Source organism: Avibacterium gallinarum, from assembly GCF_002921135.1.
In the GTDB taxonomy this organism is placed as follows: Bacteria; Pseudomonadota; Gammaproteobacteria; order Enterobacterales; family Pasteurellaceae; genus Avibacterium; species Avibacterium gallinarum.
Map to the genome: position 1 here is coordinate 17,401 of NZ_PQVJ01000003.1, position 22,987 is coordinate 40,387.

At 39.3% G+C, this 22,987-nt stretch carries 26 protein-coding genes and 3 tRNA genes; 8 read left to right on the forward strand and 21 right to left on the reverse strand.

The window, feature by feature from the left end; translation table 11 throughout:
• Positions 1-51: 51 nt before the first annotated feature.
• The 6 genes from C3007_RS01230 to sstT form a co-directional block, all read right to left on the reverse strand.
• Positions 52-618, reverse strand: coding sequence for a TorD/DmsD family molecular chaperone (locus tag C3007_RS01230; protein ID WP_103852707.1), 567 nt, complete (start codon positions 616-618; stop codon positions 52-54).
• Positions 618-1,256: an NAD(P)H-dependent oxidoreductase gene (locus C3007_RS01235; protein ID WP_103852708.1), complete on the reverse strand. Its 639-nt coding sequence runs from the start codon at positions 1,254-1,256 to the stop codon at positions 618-620. The genes C3007_RS01230 and C3007_RS01235 overlap by 1 nt, the downstream gene beginning before the upstream one ends.
• Positions 1,257-1,260: 4 nt before the next feature.
• Positions 1,261-1,710: an NfeD family protein gene (locus C3007_RS01240; RefSeq protein ID WP_103852709.1), complete on the reverse strand. Its 450-nt coding sequence runs from the start codon at positions 1,708-1,710 to the stop codon at positions 1,261-1,263.
• A gap of 56 nt (positions 1,711-1,766) precedes the next feature.
• Positions 1,767-2,687, reverse strand: coding sequence for an SPFH domain-containing protein (locus C3007_RS01245; protein ID WP_103852710.1), 921 nt, complete (start codon positions 2,685-2,687; stop codon positions 1,767-1,769).
• 45 nt (positions 2,688-2,732) lie between these two features.
• Positions 2,733-4,178: a molybdate ABC transporter ATP-binding protein ModF gene (gene modF / locus C3007_RS01250; RefSeq protein ID WP_103852711.1), complete on the reverse strand. Its 1,446-nt coding sequence runs from the start codon at positions 4,176-4,178 to the stop codon at positions 2,733-2,735.
• 67 nt (positions 4,179-4,245) lie between these two features.
• Positions 4,246-5,490 carry a serine/threonine transporter SstT gene (sstT, locus tag C3007_RS01255; RefSeq protein ID WP_103852712.1) on the reverse strand — a complete coding sequence of 415 codons (1,245 nt, stop codon included), beginning with the start codon at positions 5,488-5,490 and terminating at the stop codon, positions 4,246-4,248.
• A gap of 345 nt (positions 5,491-5,835) precedes the next feature.
• Here sstT and C3007_RS01260 point away from each other — a divergent pair, with 345 nt between their 5' ends.
• On the forward strand, positions 5,836-6,270 hold the full coding sequence (locus C3007_RS01260) for a LexA family protein (protein ID WP_370445386.1): 435 nt from the start codon (positions 5,836-5,838) through the stop codon (positions 6,268-6,270).
• An 82-nt stretch (positions 6,271-6,352) separates the two neighbouring features.
• Complete coding sequence (locus C3007_RS01265; protein WP_103852714.1) at positions 6,353-6,610, forward strand: DinI-like family protein; 258 nt, start codon at positions 6,353-6,355, stop codon at positions 6,608-6,610.
• 640 nt (positions 6,611-7,250) lie between these two features.
• On the opposite strand, the gene arcA is transcribed toward C3007_RS01265, so the two are convergent.
• The 3 genes from arcA to C3007_RS01285 form a co-directional block, all read right to left on the reverse strand.
• Positions 7,251-7,964, reverse strand: coding sequence for a two-component system response regulator ArcA (gene arcA / locus C3007_RS01275; RefSeq protein WP_103852715.1), 714 nt, complete (start codon positions 7,962-7,964; stop codon positions 7,251-7,253).
• A gap of 225 nt (positions 7,965-8,189) precedes the next feature.
• A complete protein-coding gene (gene ykgO, locus C3007_RS01280; RefSeq protein WP_103852716.1) occupies positions 8,190-8,333 on the reverse strand; it encodes a type B 50S ribosomal protein L36 in 144 nt (47 codons plus the stop codon).
• A 9-nt stretch (positions 8,334-8,342) separates the two neighbouring features.
• Complete coding sequence (locus tag C3007_RS01285) at positions 8,343-8,609, reverse strand: type B 50S ribosomal protein L31 (protein ID WP_103852717.1); 267 nt, start codon at positions 8,607-8,609, stop codon at positions 8,343-8,345.
• Between the two features lie 250 nt (positions 8,610-8,859).
• Here C3007_RS01285 and C3007_RS01290 point away from each other — a divergent pair, with 250 nt between their 5' ends.
• Positions 8,860-10,575, forward strand: a complete 1,716-nt coding sequence (locus C3007_RS01290) for a protein-disulfide reductase DsbD (protein ID WP_103852718.1) — start codon at positions 8,860-8,862, stop codon at positions 10,573-10,575.
• Between the two features lie 113 nt (positions 10,576-10,688).
• On the opposite strand, the gene trxA is transcribed toward C3007_RS01290, so the two are convergent.
• The 3 genes from trxA to C3007_RS01305 all read right to left on the reverse strand — a co-directional run bounded on the left by trxA (position 10,689) and on the right by C3007_RS01305 (position 13,259).
• A complete protein-coding gene (gene trxA, locus C3007_RS01295; RefSeq protein ID WP_103852719.1) occupies positions 10,689-11,012 on the reverse strand; it encodes a thioredoxin in 324 nt (107 codons plus the stop codon).
• Between the two features lie 123 nt (positions 11,013-11,135).
• Positions 11,136-12,131 carry a 2-hydroxyacid dehydrogenase gene (locus C3007_RS01300; protein WP_103852720.1) on the reverse strand — a complete coding sequence of 332 codons (996 nt, stop codon included), beginning with the start codon at positions 12,129-12,131 and terminating at the stop codon, positions 11,136-11,138.
• An 18-nt stretch (positions 12,132-12,149) separates the two neighbouring features.
• On the reverse strand, positions 12,150-13,259 hold the full coding sequence (locus C3007_RS01305) for a methionine biosynthesis PLP-dependent protein (protein ID WP_103852721.1): 1,110 nt from the start codon (positions 13,257-13,259) through the stop codon (positions 12,150-12,152).
• Positions 13,260-13,582: 323 nt separating this feature from the next.
• Here C3007_RS01305 and C3007_RS01310 point away from each other — a divergent pair.
• The 3 genes from C3007_RS01310 to C3007_RS01320 all read left to right on the forward strand — a co-directional run bounded on the left by C3007_RS01310 (position 13,583) and on the right by C3007_RS01320 (position 13,860).
• A tRNA-Gly gene (locus tag C3007_RS01310) sits at positions 13,583-13,658 on the forward strand.
• Between the two features lie 11 nt (positions 13,659-13,669).
• A tRNA-Cys gene (locus C3007_RS01315) sits at positions 13,670-13,743 on the forward strand.
• Positions 13,744-13,773: 30 nt separating this feature from the next.
• Positions 13,774-13,860 (forward strand) — tRNA-Leu (locus C3007_RS01320).
• Between the two features lie 490 nt (positions 13,861-14,350).
• On the opposite strand, the gene C3007_RS01325 is transcribed toward C3007_RS01320, so the two are convergent.
• Positions 14,351-14,953: a hypothetical protein gene (locus tag C3007_RS01325; protein ID WP_174896878.1), complete on the reverse strand. Its 603-nt coding sequence runs from the start codon at positions 14,951-14,953 to the stop codon at positions 14,351-14,353.
• A gap of 168 nt (positions 14,954-15,121) precedes the next feature.
• Here C3007_RS01325 and C3007_RS01330 point away from each other — a divergent pair, with 168 nt between their 5' ends.
• A complete protein-coding gene (locus tag C3007_RS01330) occupies positions 15,122-15,355 on the forward strand; it encodes a hypothetical protein (protein ID WP_103852722.1) in 234 nt (77 codons plus the stop codon).
• Positions 15,356-15,508: 153 nt separating this feature from the next.
• Positions 15,509-16,063 carry an Abi family protein gene (locus tag C3007_RS01335; protein ID WP_243397642.1) on the forward strand — a complete coding sequence of 185 codons (555 nt, stop codon included), beginning with the start codon at positions 15,509-15,511 and terminating at the stop codon, positions 16,061-16,063.
• A gap of 293 nt (positions 16,064-16,356) precedes the next feature.
• Here the strand turns inward: C3007_RS01335 and C3007_RS01340 are convergent, their stop codons facing one another.
• The 8 genes from C3007_RS01340 to C3007_RS01375 form a co-directional block, all read right to left on the reverse strand.
• Complete coding sequence (locus C3007_RS01340; protein ID WP_103852723.1) at positions 16,357-16,887, reverse strand: ankyrin repeat domain-containing protein; 531 nt, start codon at positions 16,885-16,887, stop codon at positions 16,357-16,359.
• 3 nt (positions 16,888-16,890) lie between these two features.
• Positions 16,891-18,009 (reverse strand): GH-E family nuclease, encoded by a 1,119-nt coding sequence (locus C3007_RS01345; RefSeq protein WP_103852724.1) that lies wholly within the window; start codon positions 18,007-18,009, stop codon positions 16,891-16,893.
• Between the two features lie 33 nt (positions 18,010-18,042).
• Positions 18,043-18,312 carry a hypothetical protein gene (locus C3007_RS01350; protein WP_165779937.1) on the reverse strand — a complete coding sequence of 90 codons (270 nt, stop codon included), beginning with the start codon at positions 18,310-18,312 and terminating at the stop codon, positions 18,043-18,045.
• A 34-nt stretch (positions 18,313-18,346) separates the two neighbouring features.
• The gene (locus C3007_RS01355) at positions 18,347-20,062 is read right to left on the reverse strand and encodes a hemagglutinin repeat-containing protein (protein ID WP_103852726.1); all 1,716 of its coding nucleotides are present in this window, start codon (positions 20,060-20,062) and stop codon (positions 18,347-18,349) included.
• A 27-nt stretch (positions 20,063-20,089) separates the two neighbouring features.
• Positions 20,090-21,124 (reverse strand): immunity 49 family protein, encoded by a 1,035-nt coding sequence (locus C3007_RS01360; RefSeq protein WP_103852727.1) that lies wholly within the window; start codon positions 21,122-21,124, stop codon positions 20,090-20,092.
• Positions 21,125-21,501: 377 nt separating this feature from the next.
• Complete coding sequence (locus C3007_RS01365; protein ID WP_123772508.1) at positions 21,502-22,002, reverse strand: hypothetical protein; 501 nt, start codon at positions 22,000-22,002, stop codon at positions 21,502-21,504.
• Positions 22,003-22,275: 273 nt separating this feature from the next.
• Positions 22,276-22,662 (reverse strand): hypothetical protein, encoded by a 387-nt coding sequence (locus C3007_RS01370; RefSeq protein WP_103852729.1) that lies wholly within the window; start codon positions 22,660-22,662, stop codon positions 22,276-22,278.
• On the reverse strand, positions 22,640-22,858 hold the full coding sequence (locus C3007_RS01375; protein ID WP_103852730.1) for a heme transporter CcmA: 219 nt from the start codon (positions 22,856-22,858) through the stop codon (positions 22,640-22,642). Before C3007_RS01375 ends, C3007_RS01370 begins: the two co-directional genes overlap by 23 nt.
• Positions 22,859-22,987: the final 129 nt, after the last annotated feature.

Genomic DNA, 22,987 nt, shown 5'->3' on the forward strand with positions numbered 1-22,987 from the left:
TTCATAGACATTACCCATTAAAGTGCGGTGGTTTTTCAGAAATTTTTATCCCTAAAGAACGGTTTCTTCCAACTCATCAGCCATTGCGGAAAGGATTTCTCGTGAGAGAATAGCGAGTGAGCGGTAGAAAGGGAGATTGGCTTGCGTTTCTACTGCGTTTAAGAATTTTGTGGCGCAAGGCAGTAGAAATTCCGCAAATAAGGTTTGTTGCGCTTCAACGGAATCAAGGTTATCTTCAATCCAAGACGCGGTGAGAAAAACAAGCGGAAAATTCACCGCACTTTGTTCTAACTCGGGCATTCCGCGTTCTTGGCGGAAAGCGATGAAATCTTCGGACTTAAGATCATAAGCTTCAATATTCATTGGCACGAGCGCTTTTTCGCCAGCAAATAAACGCTGATATTCTTGATCTAATAAGGCTAAATCAATTTTCATTTGTAGAGCCTCAAGGGCTTGTTCGCTTTGCTTATCAGTTTCCAACGCCCAAAGGGCATTGAGCGGTTGTTGGTGTAACCACGCAAAGACATTCTGCAAGGTGTGATCTTGCGGTGAACGGTAAAACAGATTGCCGAATAAGCGGCTGATCAACGAAAAATGATTTAAACTTTGTTGGCTCATTATGGGGTTTCCTTATCGTTGCTGTGAGCATTGTTATGAGCGTTGCAAAGTGCGGTCAAATTTTGCGTTGTAATTTTCGCGGCGTCATCAAGCATTTGCTGGCGCGTCTTGTCATCAATAATATGAATATCGCCAAAGAATTTATGCTGAATATCGGTAATACCACAAAAATTAAATAAGCCGTCCACCAAGCAATCACGCAAGGATTTATCAATGCCAAGCTGTTGATATTTCTCAACATTACTGCCAATGGTGATAAACTGTTGCATTTTTTTGCCTTGCAATAAGCCGACAGATTGTCCGTCTTCTGTTTTATACGCAAAGCCGTGGCTCAGCACGCGATCTAAATAGCCTTTCAAAATTGCAGGAAAACCCATCCACCATAGGGGATAAACGAGAGTGATCAAATCTGCCTCACGAATGAGCTGATGTTCTTCGCGAATTTCTGCGGGAGTAATGCCTTGATTTGCCCCTTGTAATTCAGCCCACGAAATGACGGGATCAAAATTTAGTTGATACAAATCACGCACTTGGGTTTCCACTTTGAGCGCTCGGCTGGCGTTCAAAGTGCGGTCTAAGATGCTGCGATTAAAGCTGTCTTGCCCATTTGGGTGGGCGAAAATAATTAAATGTTTCATTGTGCTATTCTACTTTCTTAACAAATAAGGTGATCCCTTCCACGTTATACACTTCAATGGCATCGCCAACATGCAGGTGCTTGCCTTGAATTCGCCAAGTGGTGTCGCCAAAATGACCACGCCCAATGCCGTTTTCATTGATTTCTTGCACGATACCTTTTGTGCCGAGCATTGCGTGATCCCGTTGGTTTAATGAAGTGTGCGATTGATCTTGGAGATCTTTGCCGTGTTGGTATTTCCACCAAGAAAAACTTAAAATAATGGCTAAAATGGCATAGCCAATCACTAAAAAGGTTAAGGATAAGGTGACAAATAATGCCATTACGCCTGCGATAATAATTGCTGCCAAGCCCCACCAGAGCAAAAATACGCCCGGAATGAGAATTTCGGCAATTAATAAGCCAAAGCCTAAAATAAGCCAGTGCCACACTGACCAAGTTGCGAGCCATTCCATACTTATCCCCTTAGTTTATATTTAAAGGGGCAATGCCCCTGATATTGATAGGCAAATTATTGCTTTTCACCTTTTAATAGCTCGGCAATGCCTGCCACTGAGCCAATTAAATTGCCCGCTTCAAGTGGCATTAACACCACTTTACTATTATTTGCGCCGCCAATTTCTTTTAACGCTTCAGTATATTTTTGTGCGATAAAGTAATTAATGGCTTTGGTGTTCCCGCCTGCAATGGCTTCCGACACCATTTGGGTGGCTTTGGCTTCTGCTTCGGCGGCACGCTCACGGGCTTCAGCTTGTAAAAAGGCTTCCGCACGTTCCCCTTCCGCTTTGAGAATACGGGATTGTTTTTCCCCTTCTGCGCGTAATATTTCCGCTTGACGAATCCCTTCTGCTTCTAAAATTTCAGCCCGTTTATTACGTTCTGCTTTCATTTGTGCATTCATTGCGGCGATTAATTCGTGCGGTGGACGCACATCGCGGATCTCAATACGCGTTACCTTAATGCCCCAAGGGTTGGTGGCTTCGTCCACAATGGATAACAAACGTCCGTTGATATTATCACGCTGTGAAAGCATTTCGTCCAATTCCATTGAGCCTAGCACAGTACGAATATTGGTCATCGTTAAATTGATGATCGCTTGCTCTAAATGGTTTACTTCATAAGCGGCACGGCGCGCATCGATCACTTGTACGAAACACACGGCATCAATGGATACATTGGCATTATCTTTTGAGATCACTTCTTGCGAAGGAATATCTAATACTTGTTCCATCATATTAATTTTGCGCCCTACGCGATCTACAAAAGGTACGACAAAATTTAGCCCTGGGGTGAGGGTGCGAGTGTAGCGCCCAAAGCGTTCAATCGTCCAATGATAGCCTTGCGGTACGGTTTTCAAGGTGGAAAACAGTACAACAATCACAAAGATAACAAAGACGACCACAGCAACAGGAAAACCGTCTAACAATTCCATTTTTCTCTCCTTAAAATGGGGGGTAACTGATTGAAGTCTAACAAATTAAATAGGCTTTTGTACATAGCGATAATGCCCATTTTCATTGACAAATTCAAATAAATGGGTGATACAACTCGGCGCGTCTTGATCTTGGTGGGAAACAAAAAGTAATTGCGTTTCACTGTTCATCACCAGTTGATCAATAAAGCCTTTAACCAGTTTACGATTCACGCCGTCTAGCCCTTGTAAAGGTTCATCTAAGATCAACACGGGAGGATGTTTTACCATTGCGCGAGTGATCAGCAGTAAACGCTGTTGCCCCCACGACAAGGATTTAAACGGCTGATTAGCTTGCGCGGTTAAATTTAAGCGGGCAAGCCATTCCATCGCTTTAATATGTAAGGCATCTGGCACTTTTTGATAAACGCCAATGCTGTCAAAAAAGCCCGATAGGATCACATCTCGTGCGGAGCAATTCACGCGATAATCCATATGCAGTTGGCTGCTGACATAACCGATTTTTTGTTTGATTTGCCAAATTGTTTCGCCTGAACCGCGTTGATTGCCAAATAAACGCACTTTATTGGCGTAAGATTGCGGGTGATCACCGCTAATCACCGAAAGCAAGGTAGATTTACCTGCACCATTAGGGCCTTTGATCCACCAATTTTCTCCACGTTTAACTTGCCAATCAAGTTTATCAAGAATTTTTTTCTCACCATATTGAATGGTAACCTGTTCTAATTCAAAGAGCGGTTGATTTTCATCGAGTTTTATCTCAGGGACGGCACGTTCAGGCAAAGGAATATGCTGGGCAGATTCTGCATAGTGAAGTTGTTGATAAAGGCTTTGTTGCTCAATTTCATCACGAGTTCCTTGCAAGATAAGCGCTTGATGTTCTAACAAGGCAATGTGGTTGGCTTGCTCTGGAATATCTTCAAAACGATTTAAGATCAGTAAAATCGTCATTTTTTGTTGTAACTGCGCGAGCAATGCTTTCCATTCTTTGACAGATTGCTGATCCAACCCTTCAAAAGGCTCATCTAAAATCAGCAAATCAGGCTGTTGCACTAAGGCTTGGCACAGTAATACTTTACGGCTTTCTCCTGTGGATAGCTGGATAAAAGGGCGATCTAAAAGTGCGGTGATTTTTAACAGCGAAATATATTCTTCAAATAACGCTAGATTGCCCTGTTCAGCCAAAATAGTCTGCTTGGCCGTTTTGCCGAAATCATCAGGGCTGACGCCATCATTGTTGCGATCTTTAAAGGTTTCACTAACAATTTTCTGTTGCTTTTCAAAAGAAAGGGAACAAATAGTTTGGAAATGATTTTCCATTGCGCCTTCCAGTAAAGGCAATTTGCCTTCTAGTGCCAAGGCGAGCGCGGTTTTTCCACTGCCATTGCTGCCCACTACACCCCAATAATCATTGGGGTGAATGGATAATTCATCAATTTTTAAGCGTTGATGATGAGCAAGCTGGAATATTGCATTTTCGATCTTAATCATATTAGCCACCTATAAAAAAAGCGGAAATTTTCATCCGCTCTTTTTTCTTTTTTATCTTGAGTAAAGCTTAGCTTTTTTGTGCTTCTTCTTCAGAGATACATACCGCTGCGGTAAACACTACGTCAGTTGATGAGTTTAACGCGGTTTCTGCGGAATCTTGTAACACCCCAATGATAAAGCCCACGCCCATTACTTGCGCAGCAATGTCATTTGAGATACCGAATAAGCTACAAGCTAATGGAATTAATAATAATGAACCACCAGCCACACCAGAAGCACCACAAGCACATACGCTTGCTACCACACTTAATAATAATGCTGTTGGGAATGAAACTTCCACGCCTAACGTATGCACTGCTGCTAAGGTTAATACGGTGATGGTAATTGCCGCACCCGCCATATTAATACTTGCACCTAACGGAATAGATACAGAATAGGTATCTTCATTTAAGTTTAAGCGTTTCGCTAATTCCATATTTACAGGAATATTTGCTGCCGAACTACGCGTGAAGAAGGCGGTTAAACCACTTTCGCGTACACAAGTCCAAATTAATGGATACGGGTTACGGCGTGTTTTCCAGTACACTAAAATTGGGTTTACTACGAACGCAGTAAATAGCATGGCACCGATTAATACACATAATAAACGCACATAATCAAGTAACGCGCCCAAGCCTTTATCCGCAAGAGTTTCAGCTACTAAACCAAACACCCCGATTGGTGCAAAGCTAATGATAAAGTGAACGATTTTTGATACCCCTTCAGAAAGATCATTCATCACATTTTTAGTGGTATCTGAAGCGTGGCGTAGCACAAGTCCTAAGCCAATTGCCCACGAAAGAATACCGATAAAGTTGGCATTAAATAAGGCGTTGATTGGGTTATCCACTACATTTAATACCAATGTTCCTAATACTTGAGAAACTTCGCTTGGTGGCGATAAAGAATTTTCTTGTGTTTGTAGAGCAATTTCGGTTGGAAAAGCGAAGCTAAATAACACCGCAGTTAATGCGGCAAGAAATGTGCCTAATAAATATAAAATCACCACAGATTTCATATTGCTTTGCGTACCAATTTTTTTATTCGCAATGGCTGAAATTACCAATAAGAAAACTAAAATTGGCGCAACGGCACGCAATGAGCGCACAAACACTTTACCTAAAAAACCTGCTTTTTCAGCAAGGTTGAAACCGAGTACAGATTGCAAGCTTGGCGCAATAATCGCAAGTAGCAAACCTAGCACTAAACCGATAGAAATTCTTTTCACTAAACTTCCGTGAAAAAACAGAGAATATAAACGAGATGTGTTCATAATTATTTACAATGTTGTGTTTAAAACTGAAGATCAATGACTTCAGAAGATTGTTGATATTCAGATCTAAAATTAGATCCCCCATAGCGAGTGTAAAGATAGCCTAATTTTGTGCTAAAGAAAATATAAAATCGTAAATTAACGCATATTATTTGCATAAATATAGAAATATTTCCCTCTAAATTAGATAAAACACATTATTTTCTTCTTTCTTCCCTCGATTTGCCTTAGCCATACAAAAAAGTGAAAAAAAGTTTTTATACAGTATTGACGAACTGTATAAAACACCAGTATCATTTTCACTGTATAAACAACCAGTAAATTGATGATTAGCGGAGCATTATGATGAATTACCTCAACGAACAAACACCATTTTCCTATCAACCAATGCCATTTTTAACGGATAGTGAATCTTTCAACTCAACCTTTAATCGAAAACTTGATTTAAACCTATATTGCATTAAACGCCCACAAAAAACCTGCTTTGTTCAGGTAACCAATCCAAATATGTTGGCGTGGGGAATTGAAATGGGCGATATACTCGTGGTGGAACAAAGCGATCATCTTAGCATTGGTGATTTAGTCGTAATGGAACAAAACCATCACTTCTGCGTATATGAGTTTGTTGCCTATGACGGTAAAGAGTTTATCTTTCTGCCGCTAGACGCCAAAATGCAAAGCATCAAATGTGAAAAGTGGTCTGCTTTACCAATTATTGGAGTCATCACCAATACCATTCATCAAATGAAGCCTAAAAAGCAAATGCGATTTGCCGCTTAACACCCTAAAAATAAAAGTGCGGTGCAAATTTTTCTAATTTTTGCTGAACAGAATAAATAATCAAGAAAATAAGGAGAACATAATGAAACAGTTAGACATCCGTTTTATGAAAGAAAGCGACAAAAAACGCCAAGAATATCAATTAAAAATTATCGCCAAACTCCAAGAGGTTTTACCTAGAAAGATCGCAGAAAAATTTGATGATATTCATATTCGTATCCGTTTTTCCAGTGCAGCTGGCGTAGATGTAACAGGGATTAAAAACAAAGACGAGAAAGAACGCCTGATGGAATATTTAGAAGAACTGTGGAACGACAGCTCGTTAGTTGAACTGGATTGATAAAACAAAATAGAAAGTAATATTAATTGTCACTAGTTTCCCATATTAGCGACGATATTGACGCACTTGCAATAATAGTTGCGCAGTCAAAACATCTTCATTTATCAATAATAAGGAATTAGACAATTGTTCTGAATCCGTGCTACATCATCAAAAAACTCAGCTTAATCTTCCTCTTTAAGCTCTACTGCATAGCAAATTCTCTGTAGTCCCAAGTTTCCTTGCCAAAAATTACACTGTGATCATTTTTCGACTGAAATTAAAAGGCAAGTTGCTCAACAAATTAATCTAGGGTATTTATATCTACAGTCAGTAAATATAAGAGGCTTTCCCTCTAAAGGGGATGCCTTAATAATGATGAGCCTACCACCTACAGCTAATCTATTCATGCAATCTCCAAAGGCCTAGCCATCACACAATAGACGTTAAATATAAATTTCCTCATTTTGTCAAATGATTTCACAAAAAATATTCAATAACCTTACCGTACTTTATCCGTCTGATTTAAGATATTTGGGCATATTACAATCGGTAGCAAAGACCAACATATCTAGGGTAATATCTAGTGTGCCGCGCGTATCTAAAATAATAAAATCATAGCCTTATAATTTTAGGGGCGCGCTTAAAAAATAGAGGAATCCTACTCCTCTATTTCCCCACAAAACCGATACCCTTCACCGTGGATAGTTGAGATAAGTTCTGGGGTGTCGGGGTGATCTTCAAAATGTTTACGAATGCGACGAATAGTAACGTCCACCGTTCTATCTTGTGGCTTTAGTTCTCGCCCTGTCATTTTTTTCAATAATTCTTCACGAGATTGGATTTTTCCAGGGTTTTCGCAGAATTGTAACATTGCACGAAATTCGCTACGTGGGAGTTTGTATTCTTCACCTTCTGGATTAATTAAGGTGCGGCTGTTGAGATCTAACGTCCAGCCGTTGAAACGATATTGTTCCACTGGTTGTGAACTTTGCTTGGTGTTTTCAGCCATCGTACGTTGTAATAAATTTCTCGCACGAATAGTTAATTCTCTCGGATTAAAAGGCTTGGTGATGTAATCATCAGCACCAATTTCTAAACCTAAAATTTTATCTACTTCATTATCACGCCCAGTTAAGAACATTAACGCCGTGTTGGTAGTTTCACGCAATTCGCGCGCGAGCATTAGCCCATTTTTACCAGGTAAATTAATGTCCATAATGACAAGATTAATGTCTTGGCTGGAAAGAATTTTGTGCATCTGTACGCCATCATTGGCTTCAAATACGTCATATCCTTCTGCTTCAAAAATGCTTTTTAGCGTGTTTCTTGTAATGGTTTCATCTTCAACGATTAAAATTTTTGCGGTAACCATATTCGCATCTCTTCCTTTCCAATATTGATTGGCGAGTTAAAACTAACAATTCTAGGGTATTCTAAGTTTGCCATTGTATAATTGCAACATTATTGTAACAAGTAGGATAAATGAATTCTGCGTGCTTTTATGATCTAAATCATAGGTTTTATTGCTTTATAATATAAAAAAGAAACGCTCTCTGAAAAATTCAGAGAGCGATATGGAAATATGCCTTATAACATCTTAGCGTTTTTTCTTTTTGCCCCCTTGACGCGCTTTAAAGCGTGGATTTTCTTTACAAATGACATACACCACACCTTGGCGGCGCACCACTTTGCATTTTGGGTGGCGCGTTTTGGCGGTTTTTAATGAAGAAAGTACTTGCATTATTTTTCCTTATTTTGATTTGAGTGAGCCGAATTTACTGTATCTGTTTAGGAAGCTGCTTGCTCTGCCCTCGTTATTAATTTGTCTGGTTTTTCCTGTATAAAATGGGTGCGATGCAGATGAAGTATCACACATAAAGACAGGATACTCTTTGCCATCTTCCCACTTCATTGTTTGAGTGGTTCTGGCGCAAGAACGAATTAAAAAGCCTTGTTTGGCATTGCTGTCGTAAAAAAGTACAGTGCGGTAATTTTCTGGGTGAATCCCTTTTTTCATTTGATAACTCCTTATTTTCCACTGCGAAATAACTAGGCTAGGCATACTATATCAAATAGGAACGATTATCAACTCTTATTTTTCTTTGAGAAATAAGTCTAGCTGCTAAGAATATTAAAACAAGCGAAGAAAATAAGATAAAGTGAAAGAACTCAAGACTTTTTATACATCTCGTGCGTTGATACTGTGCTAGAATGAAGCCACATAGATTAGCTTTAGGTTTTAACATTCAATAGGTTAGCAAGCGAGAATGAAAAAGATTTTTACCTTTTTGCTTTGTTTTTGCACCGCACTTGTGGCGCAAGCTGGGCTTTTTGACAGCAAACCGCAATTTTTAAAAGCGGACGAAGCCTTTCAATTTTCAGCGCAATCTCAGGCGGAAAGTTTGCAATTAGCGTGGCAAATTGCGCCAGATTATTATCTCTACAAAAAAGAAATTGTGCTTGAACAAGGGGAACAAAAGATCGCAAATTTACCTTTTCCGCCAGCAGAAAAATATCAAGATGAATTTTTTGGCGAAACGGAAATTTACCGAAATCATCTCAGCTTAAATGTGCCGATTTCATCAGTAACGCCACAAACCTTTTCTGTTACCTACCAAGGTTGCACGAAAGGATTTTGCTATCCGCCTGAAACCAAAACCGTGCAATGGCAGCCTTTAGCAACCCACTCCGTAGAAAAAACGGTGAAAAAAAATACCGCACTTTTACCTGCATTAAATGAACAACAATCCTTGGCACAACGCCTGTTTGAAAGCAAATATGCGGTATTTGGCTTTTTCTTATTAGGCTTAGGCTTGGCGTTTACCCCTTGTGTATTGCCAATGTTGCCGCTGCTTTCTGCCGTGGTGATTGGCAGCGGACAACGCCCAAGTACGGTGCGTGCGTTGGGATTAAGTCTTGCTTATGTGCAAGGAATGGCGCTCACTTATACTTTACTCGGCCTAGCCGTAGCCGCCATCGGCTTGCCTTTCCAAATTGCGCTGCAAAGCCCTTATGTACTCATCGGCTTATCGGTGATTTTCATTCTGCTCGCCTTATCAATGTTCGGTGTGTTCACCTTACAGCTGCCATCATCATTACAAACCAAACTCACCTTGTTAAGCCAAAAACAAAAGAGCGGTGCATTTGGTGGCGTTTTTGTGATGGGAATGATCGCCGGCCTTGTGGCATCGCCTTGCACTTCCGCACCGCTATCGGGCGCATTGCTCTATGTGGCGCAAAGCGGCGATCTATTTACTGGCGCAATTACCCTTTATTTACTTGCGTTGGGAATGGGCGTGCCGCTAATTTTAGCCACGGTTTTCGGCAACCGTATTTTGCCAAAATCAGGCGAATGGTTAGAAAAAGTGAAAGTGATTTTCGGCTTTGTAATGCTTGCCTTGCCGGTTTTCTTGCTTTCTCGTATTCTGCCTGAAATCTGGGAAAATCGTTTATGGGCGCTGCTTGGCGTGTCTTTCTGTTTATGGGCAGGCTTGCAAATCAAAGGGCAGGGCATTGGCTGGGCGTTGCGTATTGGATTTTTTATCTTAGCGATGATCTTGGTGAAACCCTTGCAAACTTGGCTCTGGAATGAACCTGATTTAGCGCAAACAACGCGCGCACATCAAACCGCGTTCCAAAAAGTAAGCAGCTATGACGAGCTACAAAAAATCTTGCAAAAAAACGACCGCACTTTTGCAATGCTTGATCTTTATGCCGATTGGTGCGTGGCTTGTAAAGAGTTTGAAAAATATACCTTTTCCAATGCCAATGTTCAGCAGGCCTTTGACGATATTTTATTGTTACAAGTAGATATGACCAAAAATAGCCCAGAAAACAAAGCGTTAATGGAAAAACTGAATGTACTAGGGCTACCCACCATCATCTTTTTTGATAAACAAGGCAACGAAATTCAAGCCGCCCGCATTACGGGATTTATGAATGCTGATGAATTTTTGGGGTGGTTGGAAGTGCGTTTAAATTAGACAATCCACTGGTGTAACTTTGTAGAACGCCAGGTTAAGCGAGGTATAGTACAAGATTTACATAATTGAACTCAAAACAAACCCCATCATCTGATGAGGTTATTCTTGGTGGATTAACTATTTTGTGCAATAAATGCCGCTAATTGATTTTTAGGCAATGCGCCTACTTGCGAAGCAACGGCTTTTCCTTCTTTAAACATTAATAAAGTTGGAATGCTACGAACGCCAAATTGGGCTGGTGTTGCTTGGTTTTCGTCAATGTTGATTTTCACGATTTTCACTTGATCGCCTAATTCTGCTGCTAATTCATCAAGAATTGGGCCAACCATACGGCAAGGGCCACACCAAGGCGCCCAAAAATCTAATAATACAGGCACATCTGATCTTAAAACATCGGCTTCGAAAGTGGCATCAGTTGTATGTAATACTTCACTCATTTTATTTTCCTTATTTGTCTTGTCTATTGTCTCATTTGCCATAGATTATGGCGTTTTTCTTAATATGAGGCGATGATAGCACAAATTCAAGCTATCATCACTAATCAATGTAATTGTTAAAAGTTAAGATGGTAGAACTAAATTCGGGCAAGGTTTGCCTGTTTTTAGGCTATAAATATTTTCTAGCGTTACGTTAGAAATACTGGTCAGCGCTTCTTCTGTTAAGAATGCCTGATGCCCTGTGAGCAACACATTATGACACGAAGATAAACGGCGGAAGACATCGTCTTGAATCACTTCGTTGGATTTATCTTCAAAGAACAGATCACGTTCATTTTCATAGACGTCCATTCCTAATGCGCCAATTTTGCGTTGTTTTAAGGCATCAATCGCTGCCTGTGTATCGATCAACGTGCCACGGCTAGTGTTAATAATCATCACGCCATCACGCATTTTGGCAAAAGCATCGCGATTAAGCAGATGATAGTTTTCTGGCGTAGCAGGGCAGTGCAGAGTGATAATTTGCGATCTGGCATATAATTCATCAAGCGAAACATATTCCGCCCCTAATTCTTCTGCAACAGGATTTTTAAATGGATCGTAAGCCAAAATGTGCATACCAAACCCTTTTAAAATACGCATTACGGCAATGCCAATTTTCCCTGTACCAATCACCCCAACTGTGCGTCCGTGCATATTGAAGCCGGCCAATCCTTCAAGGGAAAAATTCGCTTCACGCGTACGTTGATAAGCGCGGTGAATACGGCGGTTTAGAGTTAGCATTAAACCTACGGTATGTTCTGCCACCGCTTCTGGCGAATAAGCTGGTACACGAACCACTTGAATGCCTAATTCTTGTGCGGCTTTGAGATCCACATTATTAAAACCAGCGCAGCGCAAGGCCACCATTTTTACTCCAAGTGCGGCTAATTTTTCCAAGACTTTTCGGCTGCCATCATCATTCACAAAAATGCACACCACATCGCAATGTTCGGCCATTTTGGCGGTAGATTCCGTGAGCATAAAGTCAAAGAACTCCAGCTCAAATCCATACTTCACATTGACTAATTCTAAATATTTGCGATCGTAGCTTTTGGTGCTATAAACAGCGACTCTCATTCTATTCTCCCTGTTTTGTTATTTTAATTGGGCGAAAGCTTGTAACAGATCCGCTTTGAGATCTTCCACATCTTCCAATCCCACCGAGAAACGTAGCAGACAATTACACACACCACGCGCAATACGTTCCGCCTCAGGAATATCCATATGGGTTTGAGTCGCTGGATAAGTGATGAAACTTTCTGTGCCACCAAGGCTTTCTGCAAAGGTAATGAGTTTAATCGCTTTTAAGAATGGATTAATCCAAGATTCATCTTGCAAACGGAAAGAGAGCATTCCCCCTTTATTTGGATAAAGCACATCTTTCACTTGTGGCTGCTCAGCAAGGAATTTCGCGAGTTCTTGCGCATTTTTTTGATGACGTTCCATACGCAATGCCAAGGTTTTCATTCCACGAATGGTCAAAAAGCTATCAAATGGCGAAAGCACTGCGCCCGCACCATTTTGAATATAAAACAGACGATCACAAAGCTCTTGCCCATTGGCTACCACCAAGCCCACTAAGGCATCATTATGCCCTGCGATATATTTTGTTCCGCTGTGGATCACAATATCCGCGCCACATTCTAAAGGACGGAATAGCACCGGTGTTAAGAATGTATTATCTACGATAAGTAATAAATTGTGCTTTTTCGCCAATTTTGCAATGGCTGGCACATCACATTCTTCCATTAATGGGTTTGACGGCGTTTCCACAAAAATCGCTTTGGTATTTGGTGTAATCGCCTGCTCAATGGCATCAAGAGAAGCGGTATTCACATAAACTGGTTTCACTCCGTGGGTATTTTTATAGGCAAAATCCAATAAACGATAAGTGCCGCCATACACATCGCTAGACACAATCCATTCGTCGGGCGCGGCGAATAATTGCATAATTAACTGAATCGCCGCCATACCAGAAGCGCAAGCAAAACCGCGTTCCCCGCCTTCTAATTTCGCAATGGTTTCTTCTAAAACAGTGCGTGTTGGGTTTTTCGTGCGGGTGTAATCAAAGCCCGTACTTTCTCCAATACCGTGATGACCATAGGCGGTAGAAAGGAAAATAGGCGTAGAAACTGCGCCTGTTCGTTCATCTGTGCGATTACCTGCTTGCGCGAGTAGTGTTTCGATTTTGTATTGCTGTGTCATATTATTCCTCGTAAAAATTGCAAAAAATTTCACCGCACTTTTATTCAGCAAGAGAATGATACCGTGCAGTATGGATAAATAGCATTGCCACATTTTGGCACAAAGGATCGCCTGTTTAAAGTAGATTTTAAATTTAGTTTTGCGATGAGATAGAAAGATTAAAAACGATCTAAAATTATCCATAAATCGCTTTGTTTTAAAGTATATTTACACGTCTTGCATTTTTTTTCATCAATCAATAATATTTTTTCATATTTTTAATTGACAGCGTTCAAGAAGTCAGTAAAATGCACGCCACTGACAGCGAATGTGTTGCAGCGAAAGCGGGAATAGCTCAGTTGGTAGAGCACGACCTTGCCAAGGTCGGGGTCGCGAGTTCGAGCCTCGTTTCCCGCTCCAATTTACGCTACGGCGTGTTAGCAAAGCGGTTATGCACTGGATTGCAAATCCATGTAGCTCGGTTCGACTCCGGGACACGCCTCCATAATGCAACCGCAGTCAGCAATATCACTCAGCCCGAGTGGTGAAATCGGTAGACACAAGGGATTTAAAATCCCTCGACTTTCGAGTCGTGGCGGTTCAAGTCCGCCCTCGGGCACCATATTAAAAATATAAACAAATCAACAAGATAGTCGCCAAGAGTGGCTTTTTTTATATCTCATTTTTACCGCACTTTTTCTTTTGGTGTCCATTTGGTGACTATTTTTAGCCTATCTTAAAAATTCTTGTAAGCCATCTTTTCCCTTTTTGGTGTCCAATAGTCACCAAATTTCAGATGTGTGAGCGGTTAGCTGTAAATCATTTTATGCAAACTCCCCACGTAAAATAGAAATTCTTTTTATATTTCAATATGATAGTTTTTTCACCTTGATAAAATCTGATCTTTTTTAACTGAAAAAATGGCAATTTTTTGCATAAAAAACGCGGGTGGGAGAGTGGATTTTTCGTGACGTTTGACGTGGCGTGAGAATTTTCCGTGGATCAGTTTGGCTTCACTTTATAAAAGGAAAGCTGTAGCTAAAGCCTTTTAAATAAAGGCGGTAGGTAATAAAAAAGCCACCTAAATAAGTGGCTAGATGTTGGTGATATGTTTACTGCTCAATAATAGGCGAGAATTTATCTTTCTCATTTAATGCCCTACTGTTATAGCCGCTGAACGTGCTGCTTTGATCTGGTGCTGGGCCGCCATTATGGGTATGACTTGCAACAGTATTCGCAAGGTCGGCAACGATTTGAATTGTTTCTTCCATAATGCTTAAGATGTTTTGCTCTCCTGAACCAATATGAATTTGGCTTGCTAATAACTGAATTGTAGGGGCTTTCAGTTTAAGCAGAACATCCAAACAACGTTCTGCAATACTGCTGATTTGCTCTTTTAATATGCCATCAATGGCAGTAGTCGCATTGCCTGTTGTTACCGTTATGATGTTGCCAACGACACTCAAGCTATAATTTCCGCCTATATTGACTTGTTTGTCTGCGTCAATATTGCTTTGCGATGTACCGATATTCTTCGTTTCGGTATCTGTTTCAATGACACGTACAAATGAACGATCGGTAATGGTTTGATCTGTTTCGCGGGTTTTATTGCCTGTGGCATCAGTACGCTCAAACACTTCAGGCCGTTGCTGTTTAAGCTGTTCACCCACGGCAACAGATGGCACAGTTTTATCTTGTGCCAATAAGGTATGCACAAAAGGCTTATCAGGTCGCCCATACGCATACCCTAATGACAGTAGCTATTTTGTAACATATCAGGAGATTTTAGGAGAATTAATTGTCTTGAAATTTCAGAGAATTTAGGAGAGGAAAAGTCATTTAGGATAAATATACTGGAACAGGAGGAATAAGATGACCTAAAAATGAAAATCTTGATTATCGTTGTAACTCTTCTTTTTTCAAGTTGGGCCAACGCACAAATTCAAGCGGGCCAAATTTGCCACGCTGATCCCGAAGTGACAGAGTATAACTATGCGGGGGTATGGGAAAAATTTGAAGATGGTTGGATTTGTAATTATTGGCAGTTTTTATCAGAAGATGAATGGGAAGAAGTGATTATAGAGGAAGAAGGAGTGGAAGCAGATATTGATGAATAAAAAGAAACCCCAATTTCATCAATTGGGGCTATCTCTTTTGCAAAGGGGGGTCCAGCTAATCAATGATCGCTATCTTCACAGTCCCTAAGTCTTCCTATATGCTATACTTCAATGACATCGTTGTCAATGTGTTAATTAATATGGTTTAAAATTATGGCATTTAAAATTAGTGAGCTTCACACTCTATTATCCCAAGCAAGAATAGAAACCTATCTATCTTACTTCAAAGATGAAGATGACCTTTCATTAAAAGATATGCAGGCATATGAACTCTATATTTGGAACATACAAATAAGTGGCGCACTTTTGGAAGTGATTAGCCTATATGAAGTAGCATTACGAAATGCCATTATTAATGCGCTAGAACCTAGTTATAGGGCATATAGTATTTTAAATGATAACTTTATTCGAGCATTAAAACCTGCAACAAGAGAAGAATTGCTCCGTATTGTAAATAAGTTGTCTTCACACAAAACCTACGAATTCCATTTCATCAATGGACGTTTACAGCCATTAAGAATAGATACTAATGAGATTTCGCCTGGAAAAGTTGTGGCAGAGCTTAACTTTATATTTTGGGAAAATATGTTATCGCGAACTCATCGAATGAGATGGATAAATCATTTTAATAAAGCATTCCCTAATGTTTGTATTTCCTCCCCTGATGAACGTGATTTAATAGTGAATGAGATACATAACATAACATAACAAGCCGAGTGCGTTATCTAAGGAATAGAATTTGTCACCATGAGCCAATTTTCGATGAAAGTAAAATCGATCTTATCAACGTATTTAATAATATAAAACAGGTGTTATGGTACATTTCGCCTAAAACGGCAGATATATTGGAGCAACTTGAGCGTATAAGTCAAACAATCGCACGAAAACCTCAAAAAGGAAAAGGCATAAGGGAAATCCCCTAAGGGATTTAAGGGTAACCTTTCCAAGGGGAAAGGTCTTACCCGAAAAGGCCAAAGGGCTAAATGGCCTAAATGCATTTTCTAAGCATATTTCTCCATTAGCTCTATCATTGGTTTATATCTATCTTGTTTCCCAAGGTGTTTTTTTACGCTATATACAATACCCAATTCATTATTTCCGTTCTTATAATGTACATTACCACCTTTATCTAGCATTAGTTTTAGCACGTCTAATCTATCGGGGATCCCTCCCATCATTGCTAGTGGAATCACATTATCTCGATTAGGTATATTTGGATCTGCCCCTGCTTCTAATAAAGCAATAGCTGCATCTGCATTTTTTGCTCTCATTGCATAATGCAATGGGGTCATTCCATAGATATCTTGGGCATTTACTGGAATACCTTGTTTTATTAGGTATTTTATACTCTCTTTAGGCGGTTTATGAGGGTTAAAACCTAATAAGGCTTTATGTAGCCAATTCCATTTTTCTTTAGGAGTAACTTCATTTAAATTACGGCCACTGCCCAATAAAATACCATCAATATTTTGAGTATTACCCTCATCTAAAGCTTCTAAAATTTCAATTCCTATTTCTTCATTTTTTTTCATAAGTTATCGTCCATTTAAAAAGTTTTGCATATCTTTTTTTATTCTTTCAATGTCTCCTTTCCCAGGCATTTCATCATAATGTCCACGGTTTTTTGACCGATTTTCTAATCTGAATTTTTCTGGATAAGCATTCACATAATCATTAAATTGAGATTGCGTTAACCCAACTTCTTTTGCAGCCAAAGATAATCTTCTATGCTCCCAACCATAAGTATGACCAATATCAATTGGTCCTTTTATCGTAGTATCGCTAGCTGCATGATAATAGTCACCATTTTCTAATTTAGTATATCCCTCCATAATATGGTCAATAGTCTCTTTGCGTAGATAAGGGCGTGTGTAACCATTCTCTACATCAGCTATAACTATTGGTTGCTTAAATCTCTCTGGCTTTGAAATACTATTCCGCTGACTACCATCAAGATTTACTACCACATAGCTATCATAAAATTCACCTTTGTTGTTGATTCGTTGGAAAATATATTCGCCTGTTATTGGGTCTTTCTGTCCTGTGTTAATCAGTTTTCCGCCACCTTTACCAGTAAACGTACCATCTGCAGGATTAAATTGGTATTCAGAAAGTCGTCCATCCCAGCCACGAGATATCGCCTCTTTTAATTTATCATTGACTTCAGTTACAGCTTTTTTTCTACCTGCTTGAATCGCCTGATGCCCTCGTCCGCCTCTACTTATGGTGTTCATCACCGTATCAACGCCCCCATAAGCAGCAAGCCCTTCTAAACTAAGTAATGCTGAATTGGCTTTTTGGTATACGATGCGTTCATCTTTGCTAAGGTGACCTTGTGTTTCAGCAAGGGAATAAATACCACTAATACTATTGTTAATATTGGTATTCGTCATTTGTAAATTTAGCCGTTCTTTATTATGCTCAGAACCTACTTCACCTTGCTTTGTGCCTTTTAAAGTATATTTAATACCAGTACCTGCAATGGTGATACTTTTCTCCCATCCGTGTTCGCGTTGAGCTTTCTCTGTATTATTTGCTAATGCTTGAATTGCTTCTTGCTTTGACGCAATTAAGTGGTCTAATAGCGTTTTTTGCACTTTCCCTGGTTGGCTTGCTGTATCACCTAATTTGGAAGTTCCTGCTTTCCAAAGCACCTCGTTACTTAAATTATTGCGATATATTGGGGATTATGTAGAAACATTATTGTATAACGCACTATTAGGGCGAACATATTCAATATTCGTTGCAAAATTATCAAAATTAGCATTTCCTCTTTCATCGAATAATGTTTGTGTTCTGCCATATTCATCAGTAAAGCGCGTTCCTGCTCCAATATTAACAAGAAACGCTTGAGCATTTCGGTAAGGGAGCGTGTCATTTTTTAAATAACTATAGGCTTTATCCACTTGAGAGAGGGCTACTGAAGTTAAGATACGTTCAGCTTCTTGTTCAGTCACGCCTTGCTGAATAGCAAACAATTTTGCATTGGATTTAATTAATCTCACTCGGGTGCAACTGGCGATTATTCCAATCCGTGTTTGCTGCTGCACTGATAGCCCCCACATTGCCATTACCTACAGCCGCACCAAAGGCTAAGCCAGCAGTGGCGTTTACTGCCATTTTGCCTGCTTTGCCAAATTTCTCTTCCGCTTTTTCACTTAGCTTTTCAATTAATGGAGCAGAGAGGGAAGTTGTACCTGCCGCAGCTGCACCGCTAACGTTCCCCGTTAATACGCCACCTGCCGCTGCGTGTAATAAGGCTCTGCCTATACCACCTTCTTTCCAGAGGTCGTAGCGGGTTTGGTTGTCATTGAGATAATCGGTTAATGTTGTTAGCTCACTTTGCAATTGGCTACGTTCTTCTGGGTTGGTTGTGTTTGATAACGCAGCTTCAACCTGTGATTTTCGGGAAGATAAAACTTCATAATTTTGCACCGCACCTAATTGTTCTGAAGCCCAAGCGACACCTTGTGCGGCGACTGGCGCAAAGTTTTTGGTCACTTCTCGCTGTAAATCCAACTCTTTTTGCAACCGCGCTTTATCAAAGTTTTGTGCCAGTTTGCCCGTATGTTGCTCTGCAGAATCCGTAGTAATGCTTGTGCTGATTTCTCCTCTCGTTGTTTCTACAGTTTTCCCTGTTTTCGCAAGCTGGGCTTGTTCATCTCGAATATGAAGATTTGTGGTGTTAATGCCACTTTTTGTTAGGCTAGATTGGCTTTCTTTGTCATAACCAAAGCCGATACCTTGATTGACTCGACTTGCTTTTGACCCATCAGGATTTAGCTTAATGTTGTCGTTTTCATCTCTTACCTGACGACCGTCCCAACCACCGTTAATATCGGCTTGAACACCAGCACCAAAAGCACTCCCGCTGTAATTGGCGTGGTTTTCAATATCTGAATAGGAAAGTGTTCCCGTCTCAAAACGGTTTTTACCCTCTGTTTCCGCCCGTGCAGTGGAGGTGATTAAGCCTCCTGTTAAATCCGTATGCTTCCGCACATTAACTTGATAACCCTCATCACCCGCAAATAACCCTGATTGCTCTTGCACGCTGGCATAATCGGCGTTCATTTTCGATTGGTTATAACTGGCGGAGGCGGAGAAACCATAACCTGCAGTCACTTGACCACTCATATTCATCTGTTTGCCCTCATAACGCATCGTATCTTGCAAGCTTTCAATGTTAAGGTTTTCAACGCTTGCAGTAATGCCTTTGCCTCGCACTTGCGTGCCTTTAATTGTGGTATCGCCACCGCTTTGAATGACCGTTTGGCTATGTTTATCGCCAATATGGCTACCTCGCCAAGTGGTTTCATCGCCATTGCCGTAGCCTTTGCCATAATTGCCCCCTGCGGTAATCCCAAAGGCAAAGCCATCTGAGCCATAACTCACCGCCACACCGGCATTAAAGCCCGTGGATTTATTTTTACTGCGTTCTTGGTGGGTTTGTTTGGCAGCCAGTAAATTAATTTCATCATCAGCTTGCAAGATTGTGCCTTGTTTGCCTGAGACATCAGACCCAACAATGTTAATGTCTGATTCTTTGCCCGCACCTGTGGCAGTAATGGTTACTTTCCCACCGGCGTTAATTGCACTGTTTGTGGCGGTGTTGCCTTGAGTATCGGTGGTTTGCACATTTTTTTGTTCGCCATAAGTAATAGACACACTGGCATTCATCGCCCCTTGAGCCATATTGCCATTCGCCATTTGGCTTAAGGTTTTTCCTGCCTATCATTATTTAACAAATAGTTTTAATACTAAACGATCAAACCAAGATAATCCTTTACGTTTCTTTTTTTCTTTACTACGATTTTCTTCAATAATGGCATTCCAATAATTGATCCAATTCATAATTGGCTGATCATAATCAAATTCTTTCATAAAGTCGTAAGGATCTGCATATTCCTGTGGTTCGAGTGGCTTATACTCAATTAATTCTTTAGGGGCAATAGGGCTATCAATACCTAAATCAAATCCGTGAATAGAAGCAATTTTTGCATATAACAACACTTGTAGCTGTAAATAAAAATCAAACCATACATTGGTATCATATATCGCACGTTTTGCGAGCTTAGGTTCTAATAATTTATTTAATGCAACTTTCATTCCCTCAACATTTTTATCGCATAAAGCAACATAAAATTCATGGTCCGGAATTCTTATTCGGTAATGTCGCGATTTATATTCATCTTGTAGGTATACTTGACTTCTACTTTTTAACAGTTCCCATTCCCCTGACAATGCCAATAAGGTATTGGCATTAAAATAAGGGCGTGGATCATCACTGGCATAGCGAGCTTTAACAGAAACTATCTCATCTCGATGCTGAATTAAAAAACGAATTAAATCATGACTATCTGACATAATGCTGAGGAAAAAGTGATTAACATCGATCCCTGTATATGCCCAAATATCTTCGTTTTTAGAGAGTATTTTCAGTTTTCCTGCAATATCGGCGTGCTTTCTAAATGCTTTCACATCAGCATTAAGTAATAAATCCAAAGAGGATTGGGCGGCATAATAGACACTAATACTTCTCATACACCCCAAAGGATTTTCTTTTTTTTCATTAATACATTTTAACTCTTCTTCAAGTGTGCTGATTGGCTTATCTCTTAAAGTTCTTGTTCCTTTGTATAAATCTACATCATAAAAATCTAAACTCCCTTTGTTATAAAGATAATTAGCATAATATTGACAGTGTTCAATACACTCTTCGTAATTCCGCGCTGCCGAGCTACCTAAATACACTGTATAATTTTTTGACATAGCATTTATTTCCTTCTGTTATTTAATTTTATCGGGTATTTTTACGGGAATTAGCTTAATGGAGCCATCTCGTTTATCAACGCCAGCAACAATCGTTCTAATTTTATTCTCATCTAAATATTTATTGCCATTGGTTTTGTTTTATTTAAACTTCTTAATTTTTCATTCTGTTAAAACTATTTTTTCAGGTTATATTTACCCCCCCCCCAAATATATATATATAAGAATTGGCATATAATATGGAATGAAATAGGATATAGTTATCTTATATATTGAATTCAATATTGAGGCATCTATTCTTCCAAGTTCAAAACAAACATATAAACCACTAAAAAAATAACATAAACAAGGATATTTTTAATATATTAAGAATATCTTTAATTATTTCTTTCATTATTTTTCTCCTTGTTTTGACTTTCTTCAAGAGCTTTATCAATGATTTTTTGAAGTCCCTCAACAAGAAATGGCTTACCTAGTACTGATGGGATCGTTTCATCAAGAGCTTTTCCGCCCATACCTGAAATCAAATTTTTCCCTAAATTACTTTCTCCAGTTACCGCTTTATCAACAAGGCTACTCCCTATAATAGTCATTCCTATATTGGTATTTCCAAACAATAATCCTTTTGATGTATCGCCTATAACACTATTAGCAGATTTATATAAATTCTCTTTTGTGAGTTCTTTCGGATTATTATCTTTAGTGTAATCATAAATTTCTCCACCTAGTGAAGCTACCCCAGCCGCTGCTCCTTTTGTTAAGGTGGTTTTCATTGGAGCATTTGTCGCAGCTTTAAACGACTTATCAAGATAAGATTTACTACTCATCGTGAGCCTTTCTAACATCAGCTTGAGTTCTGTATCTGCAAATGCACCCAATGCAATTGCCTCATTTGACACCATTGATTTCGCTAAAGTCTCACCTGTGGCACTTAAAGCTTTATTTGTGGCTGAAAGAGCTTTTCCTCCGAGTTTTAACCCTCCGCCAACTAATAAATCTTCCCAAATAACAGGCTCAACAATACCTTTTGGCGAAGTAAAATAATTAAAATGATCTCGATTGACAATATCACTGCTATATTTGAGTATTTAACTTCCTTTTATATTGAATAAAAAAGAGAAAAACTTAAAATCATATCAAATAAATCAAAATTAATATTTAAATTTTCGATATGCTTTACAACTAACTTCATTCGAATAATGATAACAATATTTTGAAAATATATCCTCTTTAAAGACATATCCTAGATCATGTAAGCATTTGCCATTGTATAAAGCAACGTTATACCTATCCCAGCCAGATGCGTCTGGTGGAAGGTTTTTCTGTCTTAAATCAGCTTTTACTGCTTTATTGTAACAGCTTGTATATATATCTTCACTTACTTGTTCTTTAGTTCCTTTTTTTACCCAGAATCTTTCACTATGGCTAACATCATCATTATAACTGGGGTATAAAGAGATAATAGAAGAACAACTTGTCAATAAAAAAACATTAGCAGAAATACTTTTCTCATTTTTATTTATCCTTATTAACTTCATTAAATTTTCTAACTCCTTCTGGATATGTGTTTTTTAATATATCCTCTGTATTTAACCATTTTTCGTTTTTCTCTCCATTATCTTTTACTTTATAAACAAACTTTAAGTTATTAATATTCTGATTAGCTTCAGAATGCGCTTCTAAAATGGATGCCTTTGCTCTATTCGGTGTTGCATTAGGATTATTCCCAATCATCCCCAACCTTAAAGTTCTTAAAATTGGTATTCCCTCATAAACGATGTCACCTTCAACTCCAAGGTGACAGCTTACTTATTGCTTTGTGCTTGTCCATATTTGCCCAACGGCGTATCAAAATTCATAATT